Source organism: Corynebacterium sp. HMSC055D05, from assembly GCF_001810365.1.
GTDB lineage: Bacteria > Actinomycetota > Actinomycetes > Mycobacteriales > Mycobacteriaceae > Corynebacterium > Corynebacterium coyleae.
In genome coordinates this window covers 59,576-78,153 of the sequence record NZ_KV801024.1, presented here as the reverse complement: position 1 = coordinate 78,153, position 18,578 = coordinate 59,576, and the positions used below count along the sequence as shown (strand labels likewise).

The 18,578-nt window shown below is 62.0% G+C and carries 17 protein-coding genes, 1 tRNA gene and 1 pseudogene; 9 read left to right on the top strand and 10 right to left on the bottom strand.

Features of this window, described 5'->3' with window-relative positions; all coding sequences use genetic code 11:
- Nucleotides 1-24: 24 nt before the first annotated feature.
- From pknB to HMPREF2734_RS00360, 7 genes are read right to left on the bottom strand one after another with little or no spacing between them, the layout of a single operon-like run.
- The gene (gene pknB, locus HMPREF2734_RS00390) at nucleotides 25-2,103 is read right to left on the bottom strand and encodes a Stk1 family PASTA domain-containing Ser/Thr kinase (protein ID WP_070568168.1); all 2,079 of its coding nucleotides are present in this window, start codon (nucleotides 2,101-2,103) and stop codon (nucleotides 25-27) included.
- Nucleotides 2,104-3,600: a serine/threonine-protein kinase gene (locus HMPREF2734_RS00385; RefSeq protein ID WP_070568165.1), complete on the bottom strand. Its 1,497-nt coding sequence runs from the start codon at nucleotides 3,598-3,600 to the stop codon at nucleotides 2,104-2,106.
- The gene (locus HMPREF2734_RS00380; protein WP_070421953.1) at nucleotides 3,601-5,055 is read right to left on the bottom strand and encodes a penicillin-binding transpeptidase domain-containing protein; all 1,455 of its coding nucleotides are present in this window, start codon (nucleotides 5,053-5,055) and stop codon (nucleotides 3,601-3,603) included.
- A complete protein-coding gene (locus tag HMPREF2734_RS00375) occupies nucleotides 5,052-6,395 on the bottom strand; it encodes an FtsW/RodA/SpoVE family cell cycle protein (protein WP_070421954.1) in 1,344 nt (447 codons plus the stop codon). Before HMPREF2734_RS00375 ends, HMPREF2734_RS00380 begins: the two co-directional genes overlap by 4 nt.
- Nucleotides 6,392-7,762 carry a PP2C family protein-serine/threonine phosphatase gene (locus HMPREF2734_RS00370; protein ID WP_070568162.1) on the bottom strand — a complete coding sequence of 457 codons (1,371 nt, stop codon included), beginning with the start codon at nucleotides 7,760-7,762 and terminating at the stop codon, nucleotides 6,392-6,394. The genes HMPREF2734_RS00375 and HMPREF2734_RS00370 overlap by 4 nt, the downstream gene beginning before the upstream one ends.
- Entirely contained in the window at nucleotides 7,759-8,208 is a 450-nt protein-coding gene (locus tag HMPREF2734_RS00365) for an FHA domain-containing protein FhaB/FipA (protein ID WP_070421956.1), read from the bottom strand. Before HMPREF2734_RS00365 ends, HMPREF2734_RS00370 begins: the two co-directional genes overlap by 4 nt.
- An 18-nt stretch (nucleotides 8,209-8,226) precedes the next feature.
- Nucleotides 8,227-9,120 (bottom strand): DUF3662 and FHA domain-containing protein, encoded by an 894-nt coding sequence (locus tag HMPREF2734_RS00360; protein ID WP_070421957.1) that lies wholly within the window; start codon nucleotides 9,118-9,120, stop codon nucleotides 8,227-8,229.
- 166 nt (nucleotides 9,121-9,286) lie between these two features.
- On the opposite strand from HMPREF2734_RS00360, the gene HMPREF2734_RS00355 reads away from it, so the two are divergent.
- Together HMPREF2734_RS00355 and HMPREF2734_RS00350 are read left to right on the top strand one after the other, a co-directional pair.
- Nucleotides 9,287-9,370 (top strand) — tRNA-Leu (locus HMPREF2734_RS00355).
- 243 nt (nucleotides 9,371-9,613) lie between these two features.
- Nucleotides 9,614-10,804, top strand: a complete 1,191-nt coding sequence (locus HMPREF2734_RS00350; protein ID WP_141750380.1) for an IS256-like element ISAmas1 family transposase — start codon at nucleotides 9,614-9,616, stop codon at nucleotides 10,802-10,804.
- A gap of 177 nt (nucleotides 10,805-10,981) precedes the next feature.
- On the opposite strand, the gene HMPREF2734_RS00345 is transcribed toward HMPREF2734_RS00350, so the two are convergent.
- The gene (locus tag HMPREF2734_RS00345; protein WP_246816748.1) at nucleotides 10,982-11,485 is read right to left on the bottom strand and encodes an SHOCT domain-containing protein; all 504 of its coding nucleotides are present in this window, start codon (nucleotides 11,483-11,485) and stop codon (nucleotides 10,982-10,984) included.
- Between the two features lie 127 nt (nucleotides 11,486-11,612).
- Here HMPREF2734_RS00345 and HMPREF2734_RS00340 point away from each other — a divergent pair, with 127 nt between their 5' ends.
- From HMPREF2734_RS00340 to HMPREF2734_RS00330, 6 genes and pseudogenes are all read left to right on the top strand, one after another.
- On the top strand, nucleotides 11,613-11,924 hold the full coding sequence (locus HMPREF2734_RS00340) for a transposase family protein (RefSeq protein ID WP_007000757.1): 312 nt from the start codon (nucleotides 11,613-11,615) through the stop codon (nucleotides 11,922-11,924).
- 123 nt (nucleotides 11,925-12,047) lie between these two features.
- Nucleotides 12,048-12,236 (top strand): annotated as a pseudogene (locus HMPREF2734_RS11690) (IS256 family transposase); the annotation flags it as partial.
- A gap of 201 nt (nucleotides 12,237-12,437) precedes the next feature.
- A complete protein-coding gene (locus HMPREF2734_RS11685; RefSeq protein WP_141750379.1) occupies nucleotides 12,438-13,277 on the top strand; it encodes a hypothetical protein in 840 nt (279 codons plus the stop codon).
- 3 nt (nucleotides 13,278-13,280) lie between these two features.
- Nucleotides 13,281-13,583 (top strand): hypothetical protein, encoded by a 303-nt coding sequence (locus tag HMPREF2734_RS11680; protein WP_141750378.1) that lies wholly within the window; start codon nucleotides 13,281-13,283, stop codon nucleotides 13,581-13,583.
- A 45-nt stretch (nucleotides 13,584-13,628) separates the two neighbouring features.
- Nucleotides 13,629-15,020 carry an MFS transporter gene (locus HMPREF2734_RS00335; RefSeq protein ID WP_070568157.1) on the top strand — a complete coding sequence of 464 codons (1,392 nt, stop codon included), beginning with the start codon at nucleotides 13,629-13,631 and terminating at the stop codon, nucleotides 15,018-15,020.
- Nucleotides 15,013-16,209 carry a copper oxidase gene (locus HMPREF2734_RS00330; protein WP_141750377.1) on the top strand — a complete coding sequence of 399 codons (1,197 nt, stop codon included), beginning with the start codon at nucleotides 15,013-15,015 and terminating at the stop codon, nucleotides 16,207-16,209. The genes HMPREF2734_RS00335 and HMPREF2734_RS00330 overlap by 8 nt, the downstream gene beginning before the upstream one ends.
- Here HMPREF2734_RS00330 and HMPREF2734_RS00325 read toward each other — a convergent pair.
- Nucleotides 16,187-16,573, bottom strand: a complete 387-nt coding sequence (locus HMPREF2734_RS00325; RefSeq protein WP_070568151.1) for a cupredoxin domain-containing protein — start codon at nucleotides 16,571-16,573, stop codon at nucleotides 16,187-16,189. The two genes, HMPREF2734_RS00330 and HMPREF2734_RS00325, sit on opposite strands and share 23 nt — an antisense overlap.
- Nucleotides 16,574-16,699: 126 nt before the next feature.
- Here HMPREF2734_RS00325 and HMPREF2734_RS00320 point away from each other — a divergent pair, with 126 nt between their 5' ends.
- Nucleotides 16,700-17,386 (top strand): helix-turn-helix transcriptional regulator, encoded by a 687-nt coding sequence (locus tag HMPREF2734_RS00320; protein ID WP_070421963.1) that lies wholly within the window; start codon nucleotides 16,700-16,702, stop codon nucleotides 17,384-17,386.
- On the opposite strand, the gene HMPREF2734_RS00315 is transcribed toward HMPREF2734_RS00320, so the two are convergent.
- Nucleotides 17,383-18,555 carry a globin domain-containing protein gene (locus HMPREF2734_RS00315; RefSeq protein WP_070568148.1) on the bottom strand — a complete coding sequence of 391 codons (1,173 nt, stop codon included), beginning with the start codon at nucleotides 18,553-18,555 and terminating at the stop codon, nucleotides 17,383-17,385. The genes HMPREF2734_RS00320 and HMPREF2734_RS00315 overlap by 4 nt on opposite strands.
- Nucleotides 18,556-18,578 lie beyond the last annotated feature (23 nt).

Here is an 18,578-nt window from a genome sequence, read left to right as displayed (position 1 = left end):
CGTTGTCTCCGTTGCTTTCTGGGGTTACAGGCCGAGCCTGCGTTCCATGTTGCGTACCGCGTTTGCCGCGTTTACAGCGTTCTGGGGTGAAACTGTATCAGCCTCACCTGCAGCTGCGTTATTTTGCGGCAGCAAGGCGCCGGCGTCGAACTTCCACAGGTTGTAGTTGATGGCCTGGTCTTTGCGGATCAGGTCGCCGGCGGGGATTTCTTGGTGGCCGATCTGCCCGGCGTCGACAAGCGCGCCGGTGGGCACGGTGGGCCCGGCGACCATGCGGCCGCTCCAGCCGGCGTCGCGCAGCACGCGCTCAGCGTCCGACGGCTCGAGGTGCGTGATCTTCGGCATCTTCATCAGCATGCCGTTGGAAATGCGCAGCTCAATGGTGGTGCCGGTGGGCACGTCGGTGTTTTCACCGGCGACGGCGAGCACTTCACCCTCGGGACGCTCGGAGTCCACCTTGGTCACAGTGGCGCGCAGTTGCAGCGACGACAGGGTCGCGGTGGCTTGCTCCACGTTCAGCCCCACCAGCGACGGCACCTGGACCATGTCGGGGCCGGAGGAGACGGTGATCGCGATGCGCGAGCCCTTGGCAATCTGGGTACCGCCAGCGGGTTGCTGGCCCAGGATGATGCCTTCTTCGATGTTGTCGCTGGATTCGCGGCGCACGTTCGGGTTGAGCTCGAGGCCCGCCTTCTCCAGCTCCTCGATCGCTTCGTCCGTGGTCAGGTTGGTCACGTCCGGCACGTCCGTCATCTCCTTGCCGGAGGAGACGGTCAGTTTCACCACCGTGCCCTGCTTCAGTTCGGAGCCGGCGGCCGGGTTGGTTGCGATGACGTCGCCACGTTTGATGTCCGGGCTCGGCTCGTCCATGACGGAGACCTGGAAGCCGAGGCGTTCGAGTTCCTGGACGGCTTCGTTGCGCGGCTTGCCGGTCAGATCGGGGATCTGCACCATCTTTTCCTGCGTGATGGCGGGTTTGTTGCCTTCGGAGAAGTAGTCGTAGGCAAACCAGGACACTGCGCCGACGAGCACCAGGCTCAGCAGCGCGGCGATCCACTTCAGTGTGTTCGAGGAGGTCTTCTCGTTGGCGGCGCGGTGGTCGGCGTAGCGGGTGTGCTGTGCGGCCTCTGGAGCCATTGCTTCTCTGCGACGCGGAGCCGGCCCACTCACCGCATCCCCAACCACAACCGTGTTGTCCACAGCGTGCGCGCCCGCGTCGTGCTCGGCGGCGGACAGGTGGTTACGCGCAGCGGTGGTGACGTTGCCGTGCTCAAGGAGCTGCAGGTCTTCGCCCATTTCGGTGGCGGTCTGGTACCGGTCCGCCGGGTGCTTCGCCATCGCGGTGAGGATAACGGAATCCACGTTGACGGCCTCGTTGTCCGTCAGCGGGTTCGGGATCCGCTCGGACGGCGGCACCGGGTCTTCCTGCACGTGCTGGTAGGCGACGGCGAAGGGAGATTCGCCCTCAAAGGGCGGCACACCGGTGACGGTTTCGTACATGACGCAGCTGAGCGCGTAGATGTCACTGCGTGCGTCGGCAGGTTTGCCGCGGGCTTGCTCGGGGGAGAGGTACTGAGCGGTGCCGATCACCGCGGAGGTTTGCGTCATGGCGGAGGTGGAATCGTCCAACGCGCGCGCGATGCCGAAATCCATCACCTTCACCGAACCGGTGTTGGTGACCATGATGTTGGCGGGTTTGATGTCGCGGTGGATGATGCCAGCGTCGTGGCTGGCCTGCAGCGCGCGGGTGACCGGCAGCAGCAGCTTCGCCGCACGCTCGGGCGTAAGCGGACCTTCGTTGCGCACGATGTCGCGCAGGTTCATGCCGTTGACGCGCTCCATGACGATGTAGGGCACGTCCACACCGGAGGTTTCCACCGACCCGGTGTCGTAGACCGCCACGATGTTCTCGTGGTTCAGCCGCGCCGAGTTTTGGGCTTCGCGGCGGAAGCGCTCGCGGAAGTTCTCGTCGCGCGCCATGTCGATCTTCAGCATCTTCACGGCGACGTCACGCCCAAGCGCGACGTCAGTGGCGGCATATACGTCTGACATGCCGCCGGTGCCGATGATGTTGCCGAGTTCATATCGGTCCGCGATCAGCATTTACCTGCCACCTCCGAACAAGTTTTCAAGGTCTGGCAATTCTATCCCAGGCGCCGGCGCATTCGTCTCCTGCGTCGGGGCTGGTGCCACGCTGGTTGCCGGTGCCGACGTGGGGGCTTGCTCTGCCGAGGTCGGCGCGGTTGTTTCGGGTGCCTCGTCGTCCCGCGTCGGTTCGTGTTGCTCAGGTGGCTCGACGAAGCTCACGGTGCCGGGCGCGTGCGTCTCGGTGACCGTGGTGCGCTCGTGGTGCGTGGTGGTAGCCACGGTTTCCGTCTCGGGCTCCTCTTCCTCCACTGCGGTTTGGGTGGCCACGGTCGGAGTCGTGGTCGGGGTGGAGCCGCCGGTGAAACGGTCGAACACGCCTGCGGTGTACGCCCAAGCTGCGATCACACCGACAAGCGCGAGCCCGAGCAGCGTAGCGACGACCGGACCAGCCGCCGATTTCTTCTGCGGCGCCGGCGCAGCCGGGGTGGGTTGTGGTGCCGGGTCGGCGGGTCGTCGAGAAGCAACGGCTCGCGCTGCGGACGGCGGGTACGCGCCGGCGGGACGGGCAGTGCGTTCGCTGGCAACGTTGGCCAACATCTGAGTCGACGCGGTGGCGGACGGCTCCATGGCCACCACCTGCGTGTTCCCACCAGGCTGGGCGGGACGCAGGCCTTGGCGGACCTGGGCGATGGCGAGCTGGAACTCGTTGCCGTCACGGAAGCGCTGACCGGGGGTCTTGCGCAGGGCGATCTCGATGAGTTCACGCGCCGGGGCAGACACCGAAATCGGCAGCGCAGGCGGCTCGGCGGAGACGTGGGCGAGCGCCACCGACACCGAAGAATCGCCGGTGAACGGGCGCTTGCCGGAGAGCATCTCGTAGCCCACCACACCCAGCGAATACACGTCGGAGGCAGACGTCACCTTCATGCCCTGAGCCTGCTCCGGGGAGACGTACTGGGCAGTACCCACCACCATGCCGGTACGCGTCAGCGGCACCGCGGCTGCCGCCTTGGCAATGCCGAAGTCCGTGATCTTGATCTGCCCGTTCTGGGTGATCATCAGGTTGCCCGGCTTAATGTCGCGGTGCACCAGACCCATGCGGTGAATCACCGCCAAACCGTGCGCGGCCTGCTCAAGCACATCCAGCGCGACCGCCTCATCCAACTGGCCCTCGCGGGCGATGAGGTCCGCCAGCGACTCGCCGCGGATGTACTCCATGATGATGAAGCAGACGGTGAAGCCCGCGTCGGTGTCTGCCTCGCGGTAGTCGTAGGTGGCCACCACGTTGTCGGAGTTGATGCCCTGGGCGCTCAACGCCTCGTTGCGGAAGCGGGCGAGGAACTCCGCGTTGGAGCTGAACTCGGGGCGCAGCACCTTGATGGCCACCTCGCGCTCGTTGGCCAGGTCGTCTGCCAGCCACACGGTGGACATGCCGCCGTGGCCGATGATCCACTGCAGCTGGTAGCCGTCGCCGACGAGCTGTTGCAGGTCCTCGCGGTTTTCGGTGTTCATCTACTGTGCTCCTTCCACGGGTGCGGGGGCGGCGGGTGCTGCGCGCAGCACGGCGCGTCCGATCGGCCCGGCGACTTGGCCGCCGTAGGCTGCCTCGCCCATGTTGCCACCGTTTTTCACCACCACGGCAACGGCGACGTCCTTGGCCGGGTCGAAGGCGACGTACCACACGTGCGGGGCGGCGCCTTCGGCGTGCTCGGCCGTGCCGGTCTTGGAGGCGAATCCGTTGCCGTCGTAGCCGAAGGTCCACCGCTCGGACGCGAACATCAAGTCCGTGATCGTCGCGGCTTCCTCTTCCGTTACGGCCTCGTTGAGTTCCACCGGCTCGGTTTCGTGCAGGACCTTGCCGTCGGCGTTGCGCACTTGCCGCACCACGTGCGGTTCCATGCGCTTGCCCTTATTTGCGATGGTCGCAGACATCATCGCCGCCTGCAGCGCGGTCATGGTCACGTCGCGCTGACCGATGGTGGACTGCGCCAGCTCGGCGCCGCCGGGCAGATCGCCCAGCGAGCCGGCGGCATTCGGCAGGCCCAGGTTGTAGCGCTCGCCCACGCCGAAGCGGGCGGCGGCGTCGCGCAGCGCATCCGGGCCCATGGCGAGGCCCATCTGCACGAACGCGGTGTTGCAGGACAGGGCGAACGCGGTGCGCAGCGGCACCTGCCCGCCGCCGGCGCAGGGCTGGCCGCCGTCGTTGGTCAGCGGGATGTTGTCCGTGCCCGGCAGGATGATTTGCGTGTCGCCGGTCAGCGGCGACTCTGGCGTGTAACCGTTGCGCAGGCCAGCGGCAGTCGTGATGATCTTGAAGATCGATCCCGGAGGCAGCTGCTCCTGCGTTGCGTGGTTGAGCAGCGGGCGGCCCGGGTCGTTGTTCACGCGCGCCCACGTGTCGCCGGCAGTAGCAGGGTTGGCGATCTCGTTCGGGTCGTAGCTCGGTGTCGAAGCCATAGCGAGCACCTCGCCCGTCGACGGCCGCAGCGCCACCACAGCACCATTGTAACCAGGCTGCGCAAGCTGGTCGAATGCGAGCGCCTGCAGGTTCGGGTCGATGGTTAACTCGACATCGTCGCCCTTCTTCGAATCCTCGAGCCCGGTGCGCAGGAAGCGTGACGACGACCCACCCTCACCCGTGAGCTCCCCATTGAGCCCCGCCTCAAGCTGGGCGGTGCCGTACTGGTCGGACACGTAGCCGACCACCGGGGCGAAGGACCACGGCATGTTCGGGTAGGTGCGCTGGAAGTAGCCGGTCTGTTCGTTCTTGAACGACTCTGCAAGCGTCAGATCTCCGGCCTTGATGTTGCCGCGGTTGATCTGCTTGAGCTCCATCACCGTGCGGGAATTGCGCGGGTCCTGGGCATATTCGTCTTCACGCATGGTTTGGATGATGGTGAAGTTCACAAGCAGCGCGGTAATCAGCAGCAGGGAGACGACGGCGCCGTAACGGATCGACTTGTTCATCGGGCACCCACCACCTGGCGTCGCTGTGTGCTTTCGTCGTACTCCGCCGGGCGGTTCGCGCTGCTAGAGATGCGCAGCAGCAGGCCGAGCAGGATGTAGTTCGCCATCACCGACGAACCACCGGCAGACATAAACGGCGTGGTCAGGCCTGTCATCGGCATCATGGAAGACACGCCACCGGCGACGACGAAGATCTGGATCGCAGTCGTCAGCGCAAGGCCCGCAGCCAGCAGTTTGCCGTAGGAGTCGCGCACCTGCATCGCCGTGCGGAATCCGCGGGTGATGAAGATGGCGAACAGACACAGCACGGCAGCGATACCGACCAAGCCGAGCTCTTCGCCGATCGCGGCGAGGATGTAGTCGGAGTGCGCCACCGGCACGAGTTCCGGGTGGCCATAGCCCAAACCGGTGCCGGTCATACCGCCCCAGCTCAGGCCGATCAGGGCGTTGGCGGGCTGGTTGCCAATGCCCTCAAAGTCTGCGAACGGGTCGATGAAGTTGGCCACGCGCTCCTGAATCTTCCCGCTCACCTGGTACACCGCGTAGCCACCGACGGCCACGAGGGCCAAGCCGATGGCCAGCCAGGAGATGCGGTCGGTGGCGAAGTACACCATGCCCAGCACGGTGGCGAACAAGAGCAGCGCCGGGCCGAAGTCGTTGGATGCCGCCATGATCAAAATGGCAATCGCCCACACCATCAGAATCGGCGCAAGGTCGCGCACACGCGGCAACGTCAACCCCAGGAACCTGCGACCCGCCACCGTAAACAGGGCGCGTTTCTGCGCCAACAGTTGGGCAAAGAAGATCAGCAGCAGGATCTTGGAAAACTCACCCGGCTGGATAGAAAACGGACCAAGCCATAGCCAGATGCGGGCATCCGCGTGGCCTTCCGGCTGCGGCCACACCAGTGGCAGCGCCAGGAAAATCAGGCCAACCAGGCCTAGCAGGTACGAGTACCGCGACAGCGCTTGGTGCTCGCGCACGACGAGCAGGGTGAGCACCATCAGCCCCACGCCGACGAGCGACCACATCATCTGCCGCTCTGCCAAAGGCCCGTATCCAGGGCGTTCGGCGAGGTCAAGCCGGTAAATCACCACCAGTCCGATCGCATTGAGCAGCGCCACCATCGGCAGCAATACCTGATCCGCGTGTGGCGCAAGAAACGCCAGCGACAGGTGCGCGATCGCGTACACGCCGATGAACCCGCCCACGAGGTACAGCATTTCGGTGGACAGGGTGCGCCCCTGGCTGGTCTCCAGCCCGAACAGCATGAGCAGCAGCAGGCCGGTGGCGAACAGGAGCAGCAGCAGTTCGCGGCTACGTGCAGTCAGCCTGCTCATTGAACCTCCCGGCACTTGTTGTCCTCGGGCTTTTGCTTATCCACACAACCCGGCAAGGCATCATCCGCCAAGTCCTTCAACCGGCCAAGCACTTCGTCGTACGTGCCGGTAAAGCCCTCGTCGACAATTGCTTCGCGCTCTTCCTGCGGCAGGTCATCGACGCTAAACAGGTGGCAGTCCTCCGGCGTAGAGTTCGCCGAAATCACACGCAGATCGCCGTCCTTGCTCAGGCAGGCGTGCTGGATGCGCTCGACCTTCTCTGCGGCGAATGGGTTGCTGCGCGAGGTATGTTCCACGACGAACTGCCTGTCGTCGTTTACTGTCAGCGCGTACTCGTCCACAATGCGGGACTTCGACCACACCGCACCGCCAACAACCAGCGTCAACAGCAGCACAAGCGTGGCGACGACCCACGGCCACACCGAGCTCGGCTGCTTAGCCTTCGCGGTTGCTGAGTGGGACTCCTCGTCGGAGTCGGCGGAATCCGACTCCTGCGTCTTCGCCCGGTTGTGGTCCGGGGCGATCGTCTCCGACTTGCGCAGCAGCGCCGCGGCCCGGCTCGCGGAGGAGTCCGGGTGTGTCTGTTCCACAGCCGGCACCAACGCGCCGGCCTTCACTGCGGCGGGTGTTTCGGGGACGTCCGCGTCGTCGTCAACCTCGACGACCTCGGCCACCACTACGGTGACGTTGTCCGGGCCACCGGAACGCAACGCCAACTCAATCAGGCGCTGCGCTGCCATCTCAGGCGTGCCGTCGCCGAGCGCGATCTCGATCGTCTCGCGCGTCACCGGATCCGACAACCCGTCGGAGCACAACAACACACGATCGCCCGGCTTGACCTTGACGAGCTCCAGGTGGGGCTCGACCTCGCGGCCCGTGTACGCCTTGAGAATCAGGGATTTCTGCGGGTGGCTGGACACGTCCTCGGCGGCGAGCTTGCCTTCGTCGACAAGCGACTGCACGAATGTGTCGTCCACCGTGAGCTGCGTAAGTTTTCCGTCGCGCAGCAAATAGCCGCGCGAATCACCCACGTGAATCAGACCGAACTGCTGGCCATTGAACATCAGCGCCGTCAGCGTTGTACCCATGCCAGCCTGCTCAGGATGCGCATCCACAGACTCCGCGATGGACGCATTCGCATCCTCCGCAGCCGCACCCAGCAACGCCAACATGTCGGCATCCTTCGGGTCGCGGTCGAGGTGCTCCATGTGCTCCACCATCAACTGGGAAGCAACCTCACCAGCAGCGTGGCCGCCCATGCCATCCGCAAGCACCAACAAGTGCGGACCCGCATACGCCGAATCCTCGTTATTGGTCCTGACCAAGCCGCGATCGGACGCGGCGACGAAATCTAGCGCGAGCTTCACGGCATTAGCCTCACAATCGTGCGTCCCATCTTCATATCCATGCCCACGGTCACCCGCTCAGGCTGATCAATTCGCACCCCATTGACAAAGGTGCCGTTGCGCGAATCCAAGTCCTCCACAAACCAGTCACTGCCACGCCGGAACAGGCGCGCATGGCGTGACGACGCATAATCGTCACCCAGCTGGAAGTCATTGTCTCCAGCCCTACCAACAGTGAACTCCTCCAAGCTGGCAATCTCCATGTGGGAGCCTTGCAACGGGCCCGCAACAACCGCAAGAGTGCGCGCCTTTTCCCTCGGCGCAGGCGAAGAAGCCACCGCTTGGCGACGAACCGCCCCACCCGCCGAGACAACATCCTTACGCTGCGTCCACATCACCAGCAGGATGAAGACCCACAACAGCGCCAACAAACCAAAACGCGCGCTGAGGATAATTGTGGAATCCATCTCAAACCTTCCGGTGCTTTACGGCTGGAAATATTCAGTACTCGGGTGCGACACCGAATCCGTGAAGTCCGGCTCATTCGCATTCATCGGCACCTCATCCTGGCCGCCAACAATACGAACCTCGATGTTGGAATGGCCCAGCGTAATCACGTCGCCATCCGCCAGCATCCAGTTATCCACCGGCTCATCATTGACCGTCGTGCCGTTCGTGGACTGCAAATCCACCAACACCGCAACCTGGCCATCCCAGGTGATCTCAGCGTGCTGACGCGACACACCCGTATCCGGCAGACGGAAATCAGAATCATTCGAACGGCCCAAAATGTTGGACCCCTCGTGCACCAAGTACGTACGCGAAGAGCCATCCTGCAGCAGCAGGCTCACCGTGGCATTCTGCCCATTCGACTCGCCACCGTTTGCAGGATTGGCGGCATTCGGTTCGGACATTGCATCCTCCTTACTCTCCGAGCTCAAGGCACGAGCACGCTTTTTCGGCTCCGCCACAATGGCGTCGAATCCACTCACCACATCCGGCATCGTGTCGATATACGACGACACACGGAGCTGACCCGTCCTCAAACCCGACTCCTCAGCGATACGCACAACAACCGGCCCATCCAAGAACCACTGCTTATTACGCACGTACCGCATGAGCTGATCGGCGAGGTCCGCAGGAAGATCACGATTCCTAGACAAGTTTTCCAAGTCCTTCGAAGACACACCCACTGCGTACACATTCGGAGCGACATACTCGTCCCGATCCGTGACCACCAGCGAATCCTGTGCCTCCTGCTTGACCAGCACCTCAATCTCCTCCGGCACAACCTTGCCGCCAAACAGCGCAGCCATAGAGTTATCCAAGCCACGCTGCAGAGAACTATCGAGCTTTGCCAGCTTGTCCATTACCGCCACTTCCCACGCACCTCCTTTCTTCACATGCGAATTTAAGTAACTCGGACAGTATAGGTGCCCACCCCGACACGACCTATCCGAAAACGCGGCGCGCGTGTCTAAAACCTGGTGTGGACTGGCGGTTTGTACTTTTCACGCGGGTCGTTCTATATTTATCAAGTCGCCCGCCCGGGTGGCGGAATTGGCAGACGCGCTGGCTTCAGGTGCCAGTGTTCGCAAGAACGTGGGGGTTCAAGTCCCCCCCCGGGCACAAACTAAGTCCCGACACATACTCTCCGGAGTGTGGGTCGGGGCTTTTGCTGTTTTGACCCCTGAAGGTGGTAGGAAATTTGGGTTAAGTAGCAAAATGTGTGTCTGATTTTCGCAGTCCTCACTGCTCAGACGGCATAAATCGGCCGTATATAAGGTTTCGCACCTTATATATGCTCGATTCTCGTTCAATCCACCGGAATGGCATCCTCATGTGCTAGTCGGGGATTGGTGTGCTTTCTGGGTGAGTAGAAACAGACCACGTTGCCCAGTATGCGCTGGGGAAATGAAGAAAAATGGCACCACTTCCAAAGGCACAACCAGGTGGCGGTGCAAAAACCCAGATTGCGGCAGCTCGACGACACGCCGCCGCACCGATCACACCCAAACTCGCGACTTTCAAGCGTTCATCTCTTATGCGACTTGCACCGCCTCATTGGCCGAGGTCGCTCGCCTGCGAAACATCAGCCGGTGGACCCTAGATCGCCGATTCGCGCCGTTTTGGCTCATCGATGTGCCCAACGATGGTGAACCTCACCGCGTCTATGACCAGATCTTCATCGACGGTACCTACACCGCCGCTGGCTGCCTCCTCGTCGCGGCCAGCTATGACCACGTCATCGCATGGCACTGGGCGAAAAGCGAAACCGCCCACGCCTACACCCAATTGCTCAAAAAGATCGCCGAGCCACTATGTGTGGTCCTCGACGGCGGACAAGGAGCACTCACCGCCATTAAAGCGTGCTGGCCAAACACGCTCATTCAGCGCTGCCTAGTCCATGCCCAACGCGCGATCCGTCGCTACACGTCGACCCAACCACGCACCGACGCGGGCAAGGCGATCTACGCACTGGCGTTGAAACTGACCCGCATCACCACACTTGACCAGGCACGCGAATGGACACTGCGTCTCCACGACTTCGGACAGGTCTATAAAGCATTCCTCGACGAAAAGACCCCCGTGCCAAAAGAACGGCGCACGCTGAATCACCAGTGGGAATGGACCCACCTGCGAGTTCGCAAGGCATACAACTCCCTGCTGCACCTCTCACGGAAAGGATGGCTGTTTACCTACCTGCAGCCGCCCAAAAACGCACTCGAGCCAAACCGGTGGGTCTCAACAACCAACAGCCTCGAAGGCGGCATCAACGCCCAGCTCAAACGCATCGCCGATGCACACCGCGGCAGGTCAGGAGAACGCCAACGAAAAATGCTCGAGTGGTGCCTGTATGCAAAAACGCAACTGCCTGACGATCCACTCACGATCGCCAGGCGGTGCAATTTCGGACAAGACCAACTCGCCAAAGTCAACGATCTTGCCGAAGAAGACCACAACAAAGCCGACCAAGAAACAGGACGACCAGCCTTCTACGACAACGCTATCCCAACCGAATACAACCACTCGATACGAATCAGAAAAGGCCCCATGGAATAGCACAAAAAGTGTCCGACCGACGACACGCCGACCGGACACACTTTTTGCTACTTAACCCCTTTTTGACCCTTAACCCAAAAATAACCCCGCAGGTTTCCCTGCGGGGTGTTGTCATTAGAACGGTACTTCTTCGCCCTCGGACCGCGACGCTGCGGCTGGCGAGTGAGCGGACCAGGGTCAGACCGAGGAGAGCGCCCTTGCCTTGATCTGGTCGAACTCCTGCTGGGTAATCGCTCCCGAGTCGAGAAGGGCCTTCGCCGAGGCGATCTCATCGGTCGGGCTCGATCCGGCGGAGCCGCCGGCGACGGACTTGATGTACTCCTCCTGCCGCTGCTGGAGCTCCTGGTGCGCCTCGGCCGCGCGGTCGGTCATCCCCCGACCTCGAACAAGCAGGTACGCGAGCATTCCGATGAACGGCAGCGCGACGATGAACACCACCCACAGCGCCTTCGCGAAGCCGCCGAGGTCCTTGCTGCGGAAGAGATCTCCGAAGATCCACCACAGGGACATGAACCATGCGAAGAAGATGAAGAACTCGAACATGGCGAGTAGGAATGAGCCGTTGTCGTCGAACATCTGCTGACTGCCTCCTGACTGGATGGACGCTGGCCGAGCGGTCCACGCGGACCCCAGCGCACGACGGTTAGGAACAAGGACGTGCCCGGGCCGTCGCCGAACCACGTTAGCAGATCTTCCTCACCAAGCGTGGTAGCCGGGTTGCGACGCGCTGACCGGGTTGGGCTGGTGAAGACGGACCTGGGACTCCACGATTCGTAGCGACCAAGCAACGGATCGAGAGGAGTCCCAGGTGAGTGTTGAGGCTACCGTCCTGCCCGCTGCGATGCTCGGCATCTCGGGGTTGGTGGTGCTTGCCGCCGGTGAGTACGGCGGTGAGCTGGAGCTGTTGGTGGAGACCTCCGAGTCGGTGACCGGGTGCCCGCGGTGCGGGGTGGTCGCGGTGGCCCGCGGCCGGCGTGAGCATCTGGTGCGTGACATCCCCTCGGCGGGGCGGCCGGTGCTGCTGGTGTGGCGCAAGCGGCTGTGGCGGTGCGCCGAACCGGCGTGCCCGCAACGTACCCGGTCAGTACACCTAATAAAGCGACGTCAGTACGTTCGCTAATGCTCGAGCTGATCTTTCATCGCTCGTACCTCTCGGCTGCCAGCGTGGTCACTTATTCGCAACCGCCCACCGTGCGTTCTCTACACCCCTCACCGTTGCACCCGCGTGAGACTCTTAGACGGACCTGACGATCCACTCACGATCGCCAGGCGGTGCAATTTCGGACAAGACCAACTCGCCAAAGTCAACGATCTTGCCGAAGAAGACCACAACAAAGCCGACCAAGAAACAGGACGACCAGCCTTCTACGACAACGCTATCCCAACCGAATACAACCACTCGATACGAATCAGAAAAGGCCCCATGGAATAGCACAAAAAGTGTCCGACCGACGACACGCCGACCGGACACACATTTTGCTACTTAACCCGGAAATTTTAAGCCCCGGGCGCTTGCTTGAGCAGAGGCGACACCGGGGCGTACGAGAAAGAGATTACACTTAAAGGGCGCTACGTCCAAGCATAGGTGCTGGATTTGTGCGCACATTCATAAAAGGTCAAGGGGGTTGACACTTTGGGGTCCTTAGATGGGGTTGAAGGTCCTGCTTCCGAGTTTTTCTTCTCAAAGCTCGTCAGTGACTCGCGCTTTGCGCCGTATCTGCAGGAAGCAAACAACGATGTGCAGAAAGCCAGAGAGCTTTATCTTTGGGCTGGGGAGGTTGCCTCTGCAGGTCTGGAGTTACTTGCCCATTTTGAAGTTGGGCTGAGAAACGTCATCGATAAGGCTCTCAGGGAGCATTTCGAACACGATGCTGGCTCCGTGCCGTGGATATTCTCTCGAAATCCTTTAATTGGAGAAGGAGTCCGGGAAAGGGTTGAAGACACAAGGGAGGGATTAAGTCCCCACCACCGAGATTCGCGGGAGCAGATAACCGCGAACTTGCATTTCGGATTTTGGACTCGAATGCTCGGAAAAGGCAACGACGAGCTCTGGCGCCTCTGTTTGCAACGCGCGTTCCCTTATGCCCGAAGTCGTAGCGAAGTTGGCGCCGCAGTGGAAGGGATTAGGAACTTTCGTAATCGCGTGGCTCACCACGATTCGATTCTTGATACCGATGTCCCGTTTGAATGCGATCGAATATTTGCGGTGGCGAACTATGTTGATCCTGCGTTCGAGCATTTTCTTAAGGCAGTAGACCGCGTTGAGTCCCTGTACAACCGGCGCCCGACCGAACCAGCAGATACTTTGTTAGTTCCTGGAAAGAAGGAATGGGAGCTTTATAAAAAGACGTCTGTGTATGTCTGTAAATCAGGACGAACGTTTCGTCCTGTGCGTCATCTTGCGTTTTATGTTGACAGAAAGATTCAAACTGAGATTCCTGCGGTCAAGTATCGGCAGGACAATATCACCTGAAATTTGAACGAGGCGCGGCTCTTAAGGAAAGAGGCAAAAGACCGCAACAGGCCTGAACTGCGGAAAATCGCGCAAGCCATTGAAGAGCTATCTCAAAATGGATGGTGTGATGGCAGTGGGGTTGAAGGTCGGTATCAAGCGTTTGTGTTGACCTCAAAGGACGAAACGCAACCACTTGGAACGCATCGGACTTTGCCAAGTGAAATTGAAAATACTGCGTCCGGTAAAGGCAGTGGTTGGGTGACTAAGCAGCGCTATTTGTACTTAGAGCGACTTATGCAGCAAGGTGCGGCCTACCTGGCGTAGATCCTGCGACAAGGTGAAAAAGAACCGCGCGGTAGTATTCCCCGCATGGAATCCACCAGCACACCCGCGCAGCGCTGGGGCTTCTTTGCTGTTGTATCTCTCGGCCTGCTCATGATCGGGCTGGATAATTCAATTTTGTACACGGCGTTGCCCGCGCTTGAACGTAGTCTCGGCGCAGGTCCCAGCGAGGGCCTGTGGATCATTAACGCCTACCCGCTTGCACTTGCGGGCCTTTTGCTTGGCACAGGCACGCTGGGGGACCGGGTGGGCCACCGCAAGATGTTCCTGATCGGTCTCGGGATTTTCGGTGTGGCGTCGCTGGGTGCGGCGTTCGCGCCGGGCACGGCTGAGATGATCGCGGCGCGCGCCATGTTGGGTGTTGGTGCGGCTGTGATGATGCCGGCGACGTTGGCGTTGATCCGTCTGACGTTTTCCGACGAGCGCGAGCGCAACCTTGCCATCGGTATTTGGGGCGCGGTTGCCGTGGTTGGCGGCGCGCTCGGACCGGTGGTTGGTGGTCTGCTTCTGGAGTTCTTCTGGGTCGGTTCGGTGTTCCTCATCAACGTGCCGATTGTGTTGCTTGCGCTCGTGCTTACGGTGTGGCTGGCGCCGCCGAATCTGCCGAATCCGAACAAGGCGTGGGACGTCATATCTTCGCTGTATTCGCTGGTTGCGCTGTCGGGCCTGACGATGGCGATCAAGCAGGCTGCGAACACCCAAAGCGTCGCGCTGCTGGTCGGCTCGATCGTGGCGTGCGTGTTGGGCTCGTGGCTGTTTGTGCGGCGTCAGGCGCGCCTCGATGACCCGCTGCTCACCTTCGACATCTTCCGGTCCCGCATGTTCACCGGCGGCGTTGTTGCCGCGGCGGGTGGCATGTTCGTCATGGCGGGCGCGGAATTGATGACGACGCAGAAGCTGCAGCTTGTCGACGAATTTACGCCCCTGAAGGCCGGCACCACCGTCGTCGCCATGGCCGTGGCCGCCATTCCCGCGTCGACGCTCGGTGGTGCGTTTTTGCACAAGGTTGGCTTCATGCCGTTGATCGCTGGTGGTTTCGCGTTATCGGTGGTGGGGGCTGGTCTGCTGGTGGTGGGCGCGTCGTCGCATAGCGTGCTGTTCGAGGTTGTGTCGCTTGCGGTGTTGGGCTTTGCGGTGGGCTCGGTGATGAGTGTGTCGTCGATTGCGATCATTGGCGCGGCTCCGATGAACCGTTCCGGCATGGCGGCGGGTGTGGAGGAGGTGTCCTACGAGTTCGGCACCCTGACCACCGTCGCGCTGACCGGTTCGCTGCTCCAGCGGGGTCTGGATGGTGGCGCGACGTACACCGAGTCGTACGAGAATGTGCTGTTCGTGCTGGCCGTATCTGCGGTTGTGTTCGCGGCGGCCACGTGGTGGTGCTTCCGCGACAACCCGAAGTCGGGGTCGGTCAATGCCTGATATGAATCCGCGGGCGTGGCACCGCAAAGCCTCCAAGCCGGTGAGCATTTGGATGGGCGTGTTCATCATCGTGGGGCTTGTCCACCCGTTCATCCCTGAGGGATCGTGGCTGCTCATCCACATTTTTACGCTGGGCATTCTGACAAACTCGATCCTGTTGTGGTCGCAGACGCTCACTGAGCGTTTCCTCGGGCACAAGCTTGACGACACCACCCGCCCCGCCCAGCTCACCCGCACCTATCTGCTCAACGCCGGCGTCGTTGCCACGCTCGTTGGTCAGATGCTGCTGTGGTACTGGCTGACCTGGGTCGGCGCGCTGGTCGTCGGCATTGTGGTGGCGTGGCATGCGGTGGTGTTGGCGGGGCAGGTGAGGGCGTCGCAACGAAGCAATGCGAGTGTGTACGGCTTCGTGGCCTCGGCGTGCTGTCTGCCGGTCGGTGCGCTGTTCGGCGCGGCGCTGGCGGCGGGGCTGCCGGGGCAGTGGCATGCTGCGGTGCGTCAGGCCCACATGTTTATCAACGTTGGCGGCTTCGTCGGTTTTGCGGCGATGAGCGCGCTGAGCATCCTGTTCCCGGCGATGTGGCGCACGCGCGCTGTCGACCGGGTCGGTGTCGCACTGGTGCTCGCCGGGGCGGGTGTTGTGCTCGCAGTCGCGGGTGCGCTGCTGCGAATGTCCGTGGTCACTGGCATTGGTGCTGTGGTGATCGTGGCAGGCTGGGTGTGGCTCTACCAGGGGTTTGTGGTCAACGCACTGACGGTGTTTGCCGACCCTCGCGGCCGCATCACCTACCCAGCCCTCTCTGCCTTGTGTGCAGTTGCGTGGCTCATCGGCGGGCTGACCTGGTACGCGGTGCGCCTGTTCGGTGGGTCCGCTGACATTCCGACGTTGCCGCTGCTGCTCGGGTTTGCAGCACAACTGCTCATCGGCGCGATGAGCTACCTCATGCCAACCATGATGGGCGGTGGGCCGGCAGCGGTGAAGGCCGGGCTCCGTGAACTCAACCGGGCTGCCTACGTGCGCGTCGGCCTGTTCAATGTGGCGCTGTTGGCATGGCTGGCGGTGAACAATTCCTACGCGCGGATTGTGCTGTCCTTCGTCGTATTTGGCGTGCTCGTGGCGTTCATTCCGCTGCTCGCACGGGCCGTGAAGGCGCAGGTGGCGTTGATTAAGGCGTCACGTCGACCCTAAAGAGCATCCCCATTGTTTTGTGCCCGGCGATGGTGCACCACCCGAGCGTGTCAACGTTGAACTCGCCGTAATAGGAGGTAGCGCTCTCGCCAGGGCTGAGCCGGCCTGAGTAGCCCTCGCCGACCTTCAGGTCGTGCTCTTTCTCGCCGGAGTTGGTCAGGTTGACCACGAGTTTCGTGCCGCGGGGCACCTCCACCCGGTCGGGGATGAACCGCATCCGCTCAATATCAACGTCAACGGTGATGACGTCGTCGCCGGTGGGGATCTCACCTTGCGCAGGTGCGAGCAATGTCGCTGCCGTTGCGGTACCAGCGACGAGCGCAGTCACTGCGGACCAGGCGGCGAAGTGCGTTGTGCGTGCCACGGATCGGCTCCTTTGGTGTTCGTTGATGACGTTGAGATTGTATAATCCGAGAAAAACCAAGTTGGACTACAACTCAGCAACACATATAATTTTGGCGGACTTGATACACCCCTCAGGAGAACGCGCATGGAACGTAGGTATGCTCCGCGGCCAGCTGGTGAGCTGATAACCGCCGTCCACCGCCTGAGCGCGAAACAAGTCGAGGTTTTCCAAGAGGTGCAGTCCCACGCCGAAGGCATCCAGGTTGCTGAAATTGGCGAAGCACTGGGCATGCATCCCAACACTGTGCGCGGGCACCTCGACGAGCTCATGGCCGCCGGGGTGATCAGTCGCAGGGTTGCCACTGGTTCTGGCAGGGGGCGCCCGTCGCATATTTACACCGCACGCGTTGCGCCTACGAGCCGGGCATCGGGTGCGATTGTGTCGCTCGTGGAGGTGCTGGCCAGCCAACTGTCTGCCGACGACACCGATGCCGCCAAGGCACTTGGCCGCGAGTGGGCAGACCGTGTGAACGAAGGTCGCGACAACGGCGCAGATGAGGTGGACCTGGCCACGGCTGAACGACAAATCGCGGAACTGCTGCGCGAGCTGGGCTTTGACCCGCTGCAGCGTCCAGATGCGACCACCCGGAAAGTGCGCGAACTTAGCCTCAATGCCTGCCCGTTTGTCACCGAGAGCAACAAACGTCCGGCTCCGGTAATTTGTGCGCTGCACGAGGGGTTTCTGGACGGGAGGCTTGGCGGCGTCAAGGTGCAACTGCGCCCCCACGACAGGCCGGGGGAGTGCGGTGCCCGGCTGACCAAGCGTGCTTAGGACACGAGCCAGTCATTCGGACTGAACAGCTCGTAGAAGACGTTCGCTGGCGCCTTGTCTTCCGGGAGGGCGGCAAGGTCGTCGCGTAGCGACTGCAAGAAGCCGGTCCCGCCACAGAGGTAGACGTCGGCGCCTGCGACATCGATGTTGTGGATGTCGATGCGCTCACCGCTGTCGCGGAAGAACGGGTGGATCGAGCCGTCGTTGAGCGCGGCCACCAGGTCGCGGCTTTCCTGCGCTTGCGCCCAAGTGGCTTCCGACGAGTCTGAGTGCACGTAGGTCACCCGACGCGGATCGTCGTGCTTGACCAGGTGCGTGAGGATACCAGTCAGCGGCGTCGAACCAATGCCGGAGGAGATGAGCACAATCGGGTTCTCGCCCGGGCGCAGCACGAGATCGCCGGCGGCGAGAGTGGCATCGACGGTGTCGCCGACTGCGACGCGCTCCTGCAGGTACGACGACACTTCGCCGTCTTTCTGCACCGCGATGCGGTAGTGCGATGCGTCGCCATCGATGATCGAGTACTGACGCAGCTGGCGGGCGCCGTCGTCGAGCTTCACGCCGATCGACGTGTACTGCCCAGGCTTCGGCACGGAGAAATCCCCCTCAACGGTGAACGCAGTGACCGTTTCGCTCAGGGCCTCCTTGGCGGTCACCGTGCCGCGGCGGAACACATCGCCATCCGCCACACCGTCAGAGGCGTAGAGCTCCTTTTCGTGCTTGATCAGTACGTCCGCCATCAGCCAGTAGACCGCGTCCCAGGCCTCGGCCACCTCGGGTGTGACGGCCTCACCGAGCGTTTCGGCGATCGCGGCCATCAAGTTGTCGTGCACGATCTGGTACTGGTCCTCCGTGATGCCGAGGGAGACGTGCTTGTGCGCGAGGCGGTCGAGCATCATCACGGGGTCGGGCTGGGAGTCGTCGACAAGATGCGCCGCGAACTTCACCACCGACGCGGCCAGCGCCTTCTGCTGTGCGTTCTGCTTCTGGTTGCCGCGGTTGAACAGGTCGGAGATGAGCTCCGGGTGCGCCGCGAACATCTTGGAGTAGAAGGTGGTCGCGATGGTCTGCATGTTGTCGGCGACCGGTGCGAGCGTGGCCTTCACAGTCTCAGCGTGCGCATCCGAGAGATACTTGCGTTTCGAGTCGGGGAACGTGTCAACGTACATCAGGGCCTCCTTGAAGTCGCGGA

What these genes read in the sequence shown, in the direction of transcription:
- HMPREF2734_RS00335 (WP_070568157.1), top strand. Translation starts at nt 13,629, where the DNA reads ATGGAATCCACCAGCACACCCGCGCAGCGCTGGGGCTTCTTTGCTGTT.
- HMPREF2734_RS00315 (WP_070568148.1), bottom strand. Translation starts at nt 18,555, where the DNA reads ATGTACGTTGACACGTTCCCCGACTCGAAACGCAAGTATCTCTCGGAT.
- HMPREF2734_RS00365 (WP_070421956.1), bottom strand. Translation starts at nt 8,208, where the DNA reads ATGGATTCCACAATTATCCTCAGCGCGCGTTTTGGTTTGTTGGCGCTG.
- HMPREF2734_RS00320 (WP_070421963.1), top strand. Translation starts at nt 16,700, where the DNA reads ATGGAACGTAGGTATGCTCCGCGGCCAGCTGGTGAGCTGATAACCGCC.
- pknB (WP_070568168.1), bottom strand. Translation starts at nt 2,103, where the DNA reads ATGCTGATCGCGGACCGATATGAACTCGGCAACATCATCGGCACCGGC.
- HMPREF2734_RS00330 (WP_141750377.1), top strand. Translation starts at nt 15,013, where the DNA reads ATGCCTGATATGAATCCGCGGGCGTGGCACCGCAAAGCCTCCAAGCCG.
- HMPREF2734_RS00380 (WP_070421953.1), bottom strand. Translation starts at nt 5,055, where the DNA reads ATGAACAAGTCGATCCGTTACGGCGCCGTCGTCTCCCTGCTGCTGATT.
- HMPREF2734_RS00375 (WP_070421954.1), bottom strand. Translation starts at nt 6,395, where the DNA reads ATGAGCAGGCTGACTGCACGTAGCCGCGAACTGCTGCTGCTCCTGTTC.
- HMPREF2734_RS00385 (WP_070568165.1), bottom strand. Translation starts at nt 3,600, where the DNA reads ATGAACACCGAAAACCGCGAGGACCTGCAACAGCTCGTCGGCGACGGC.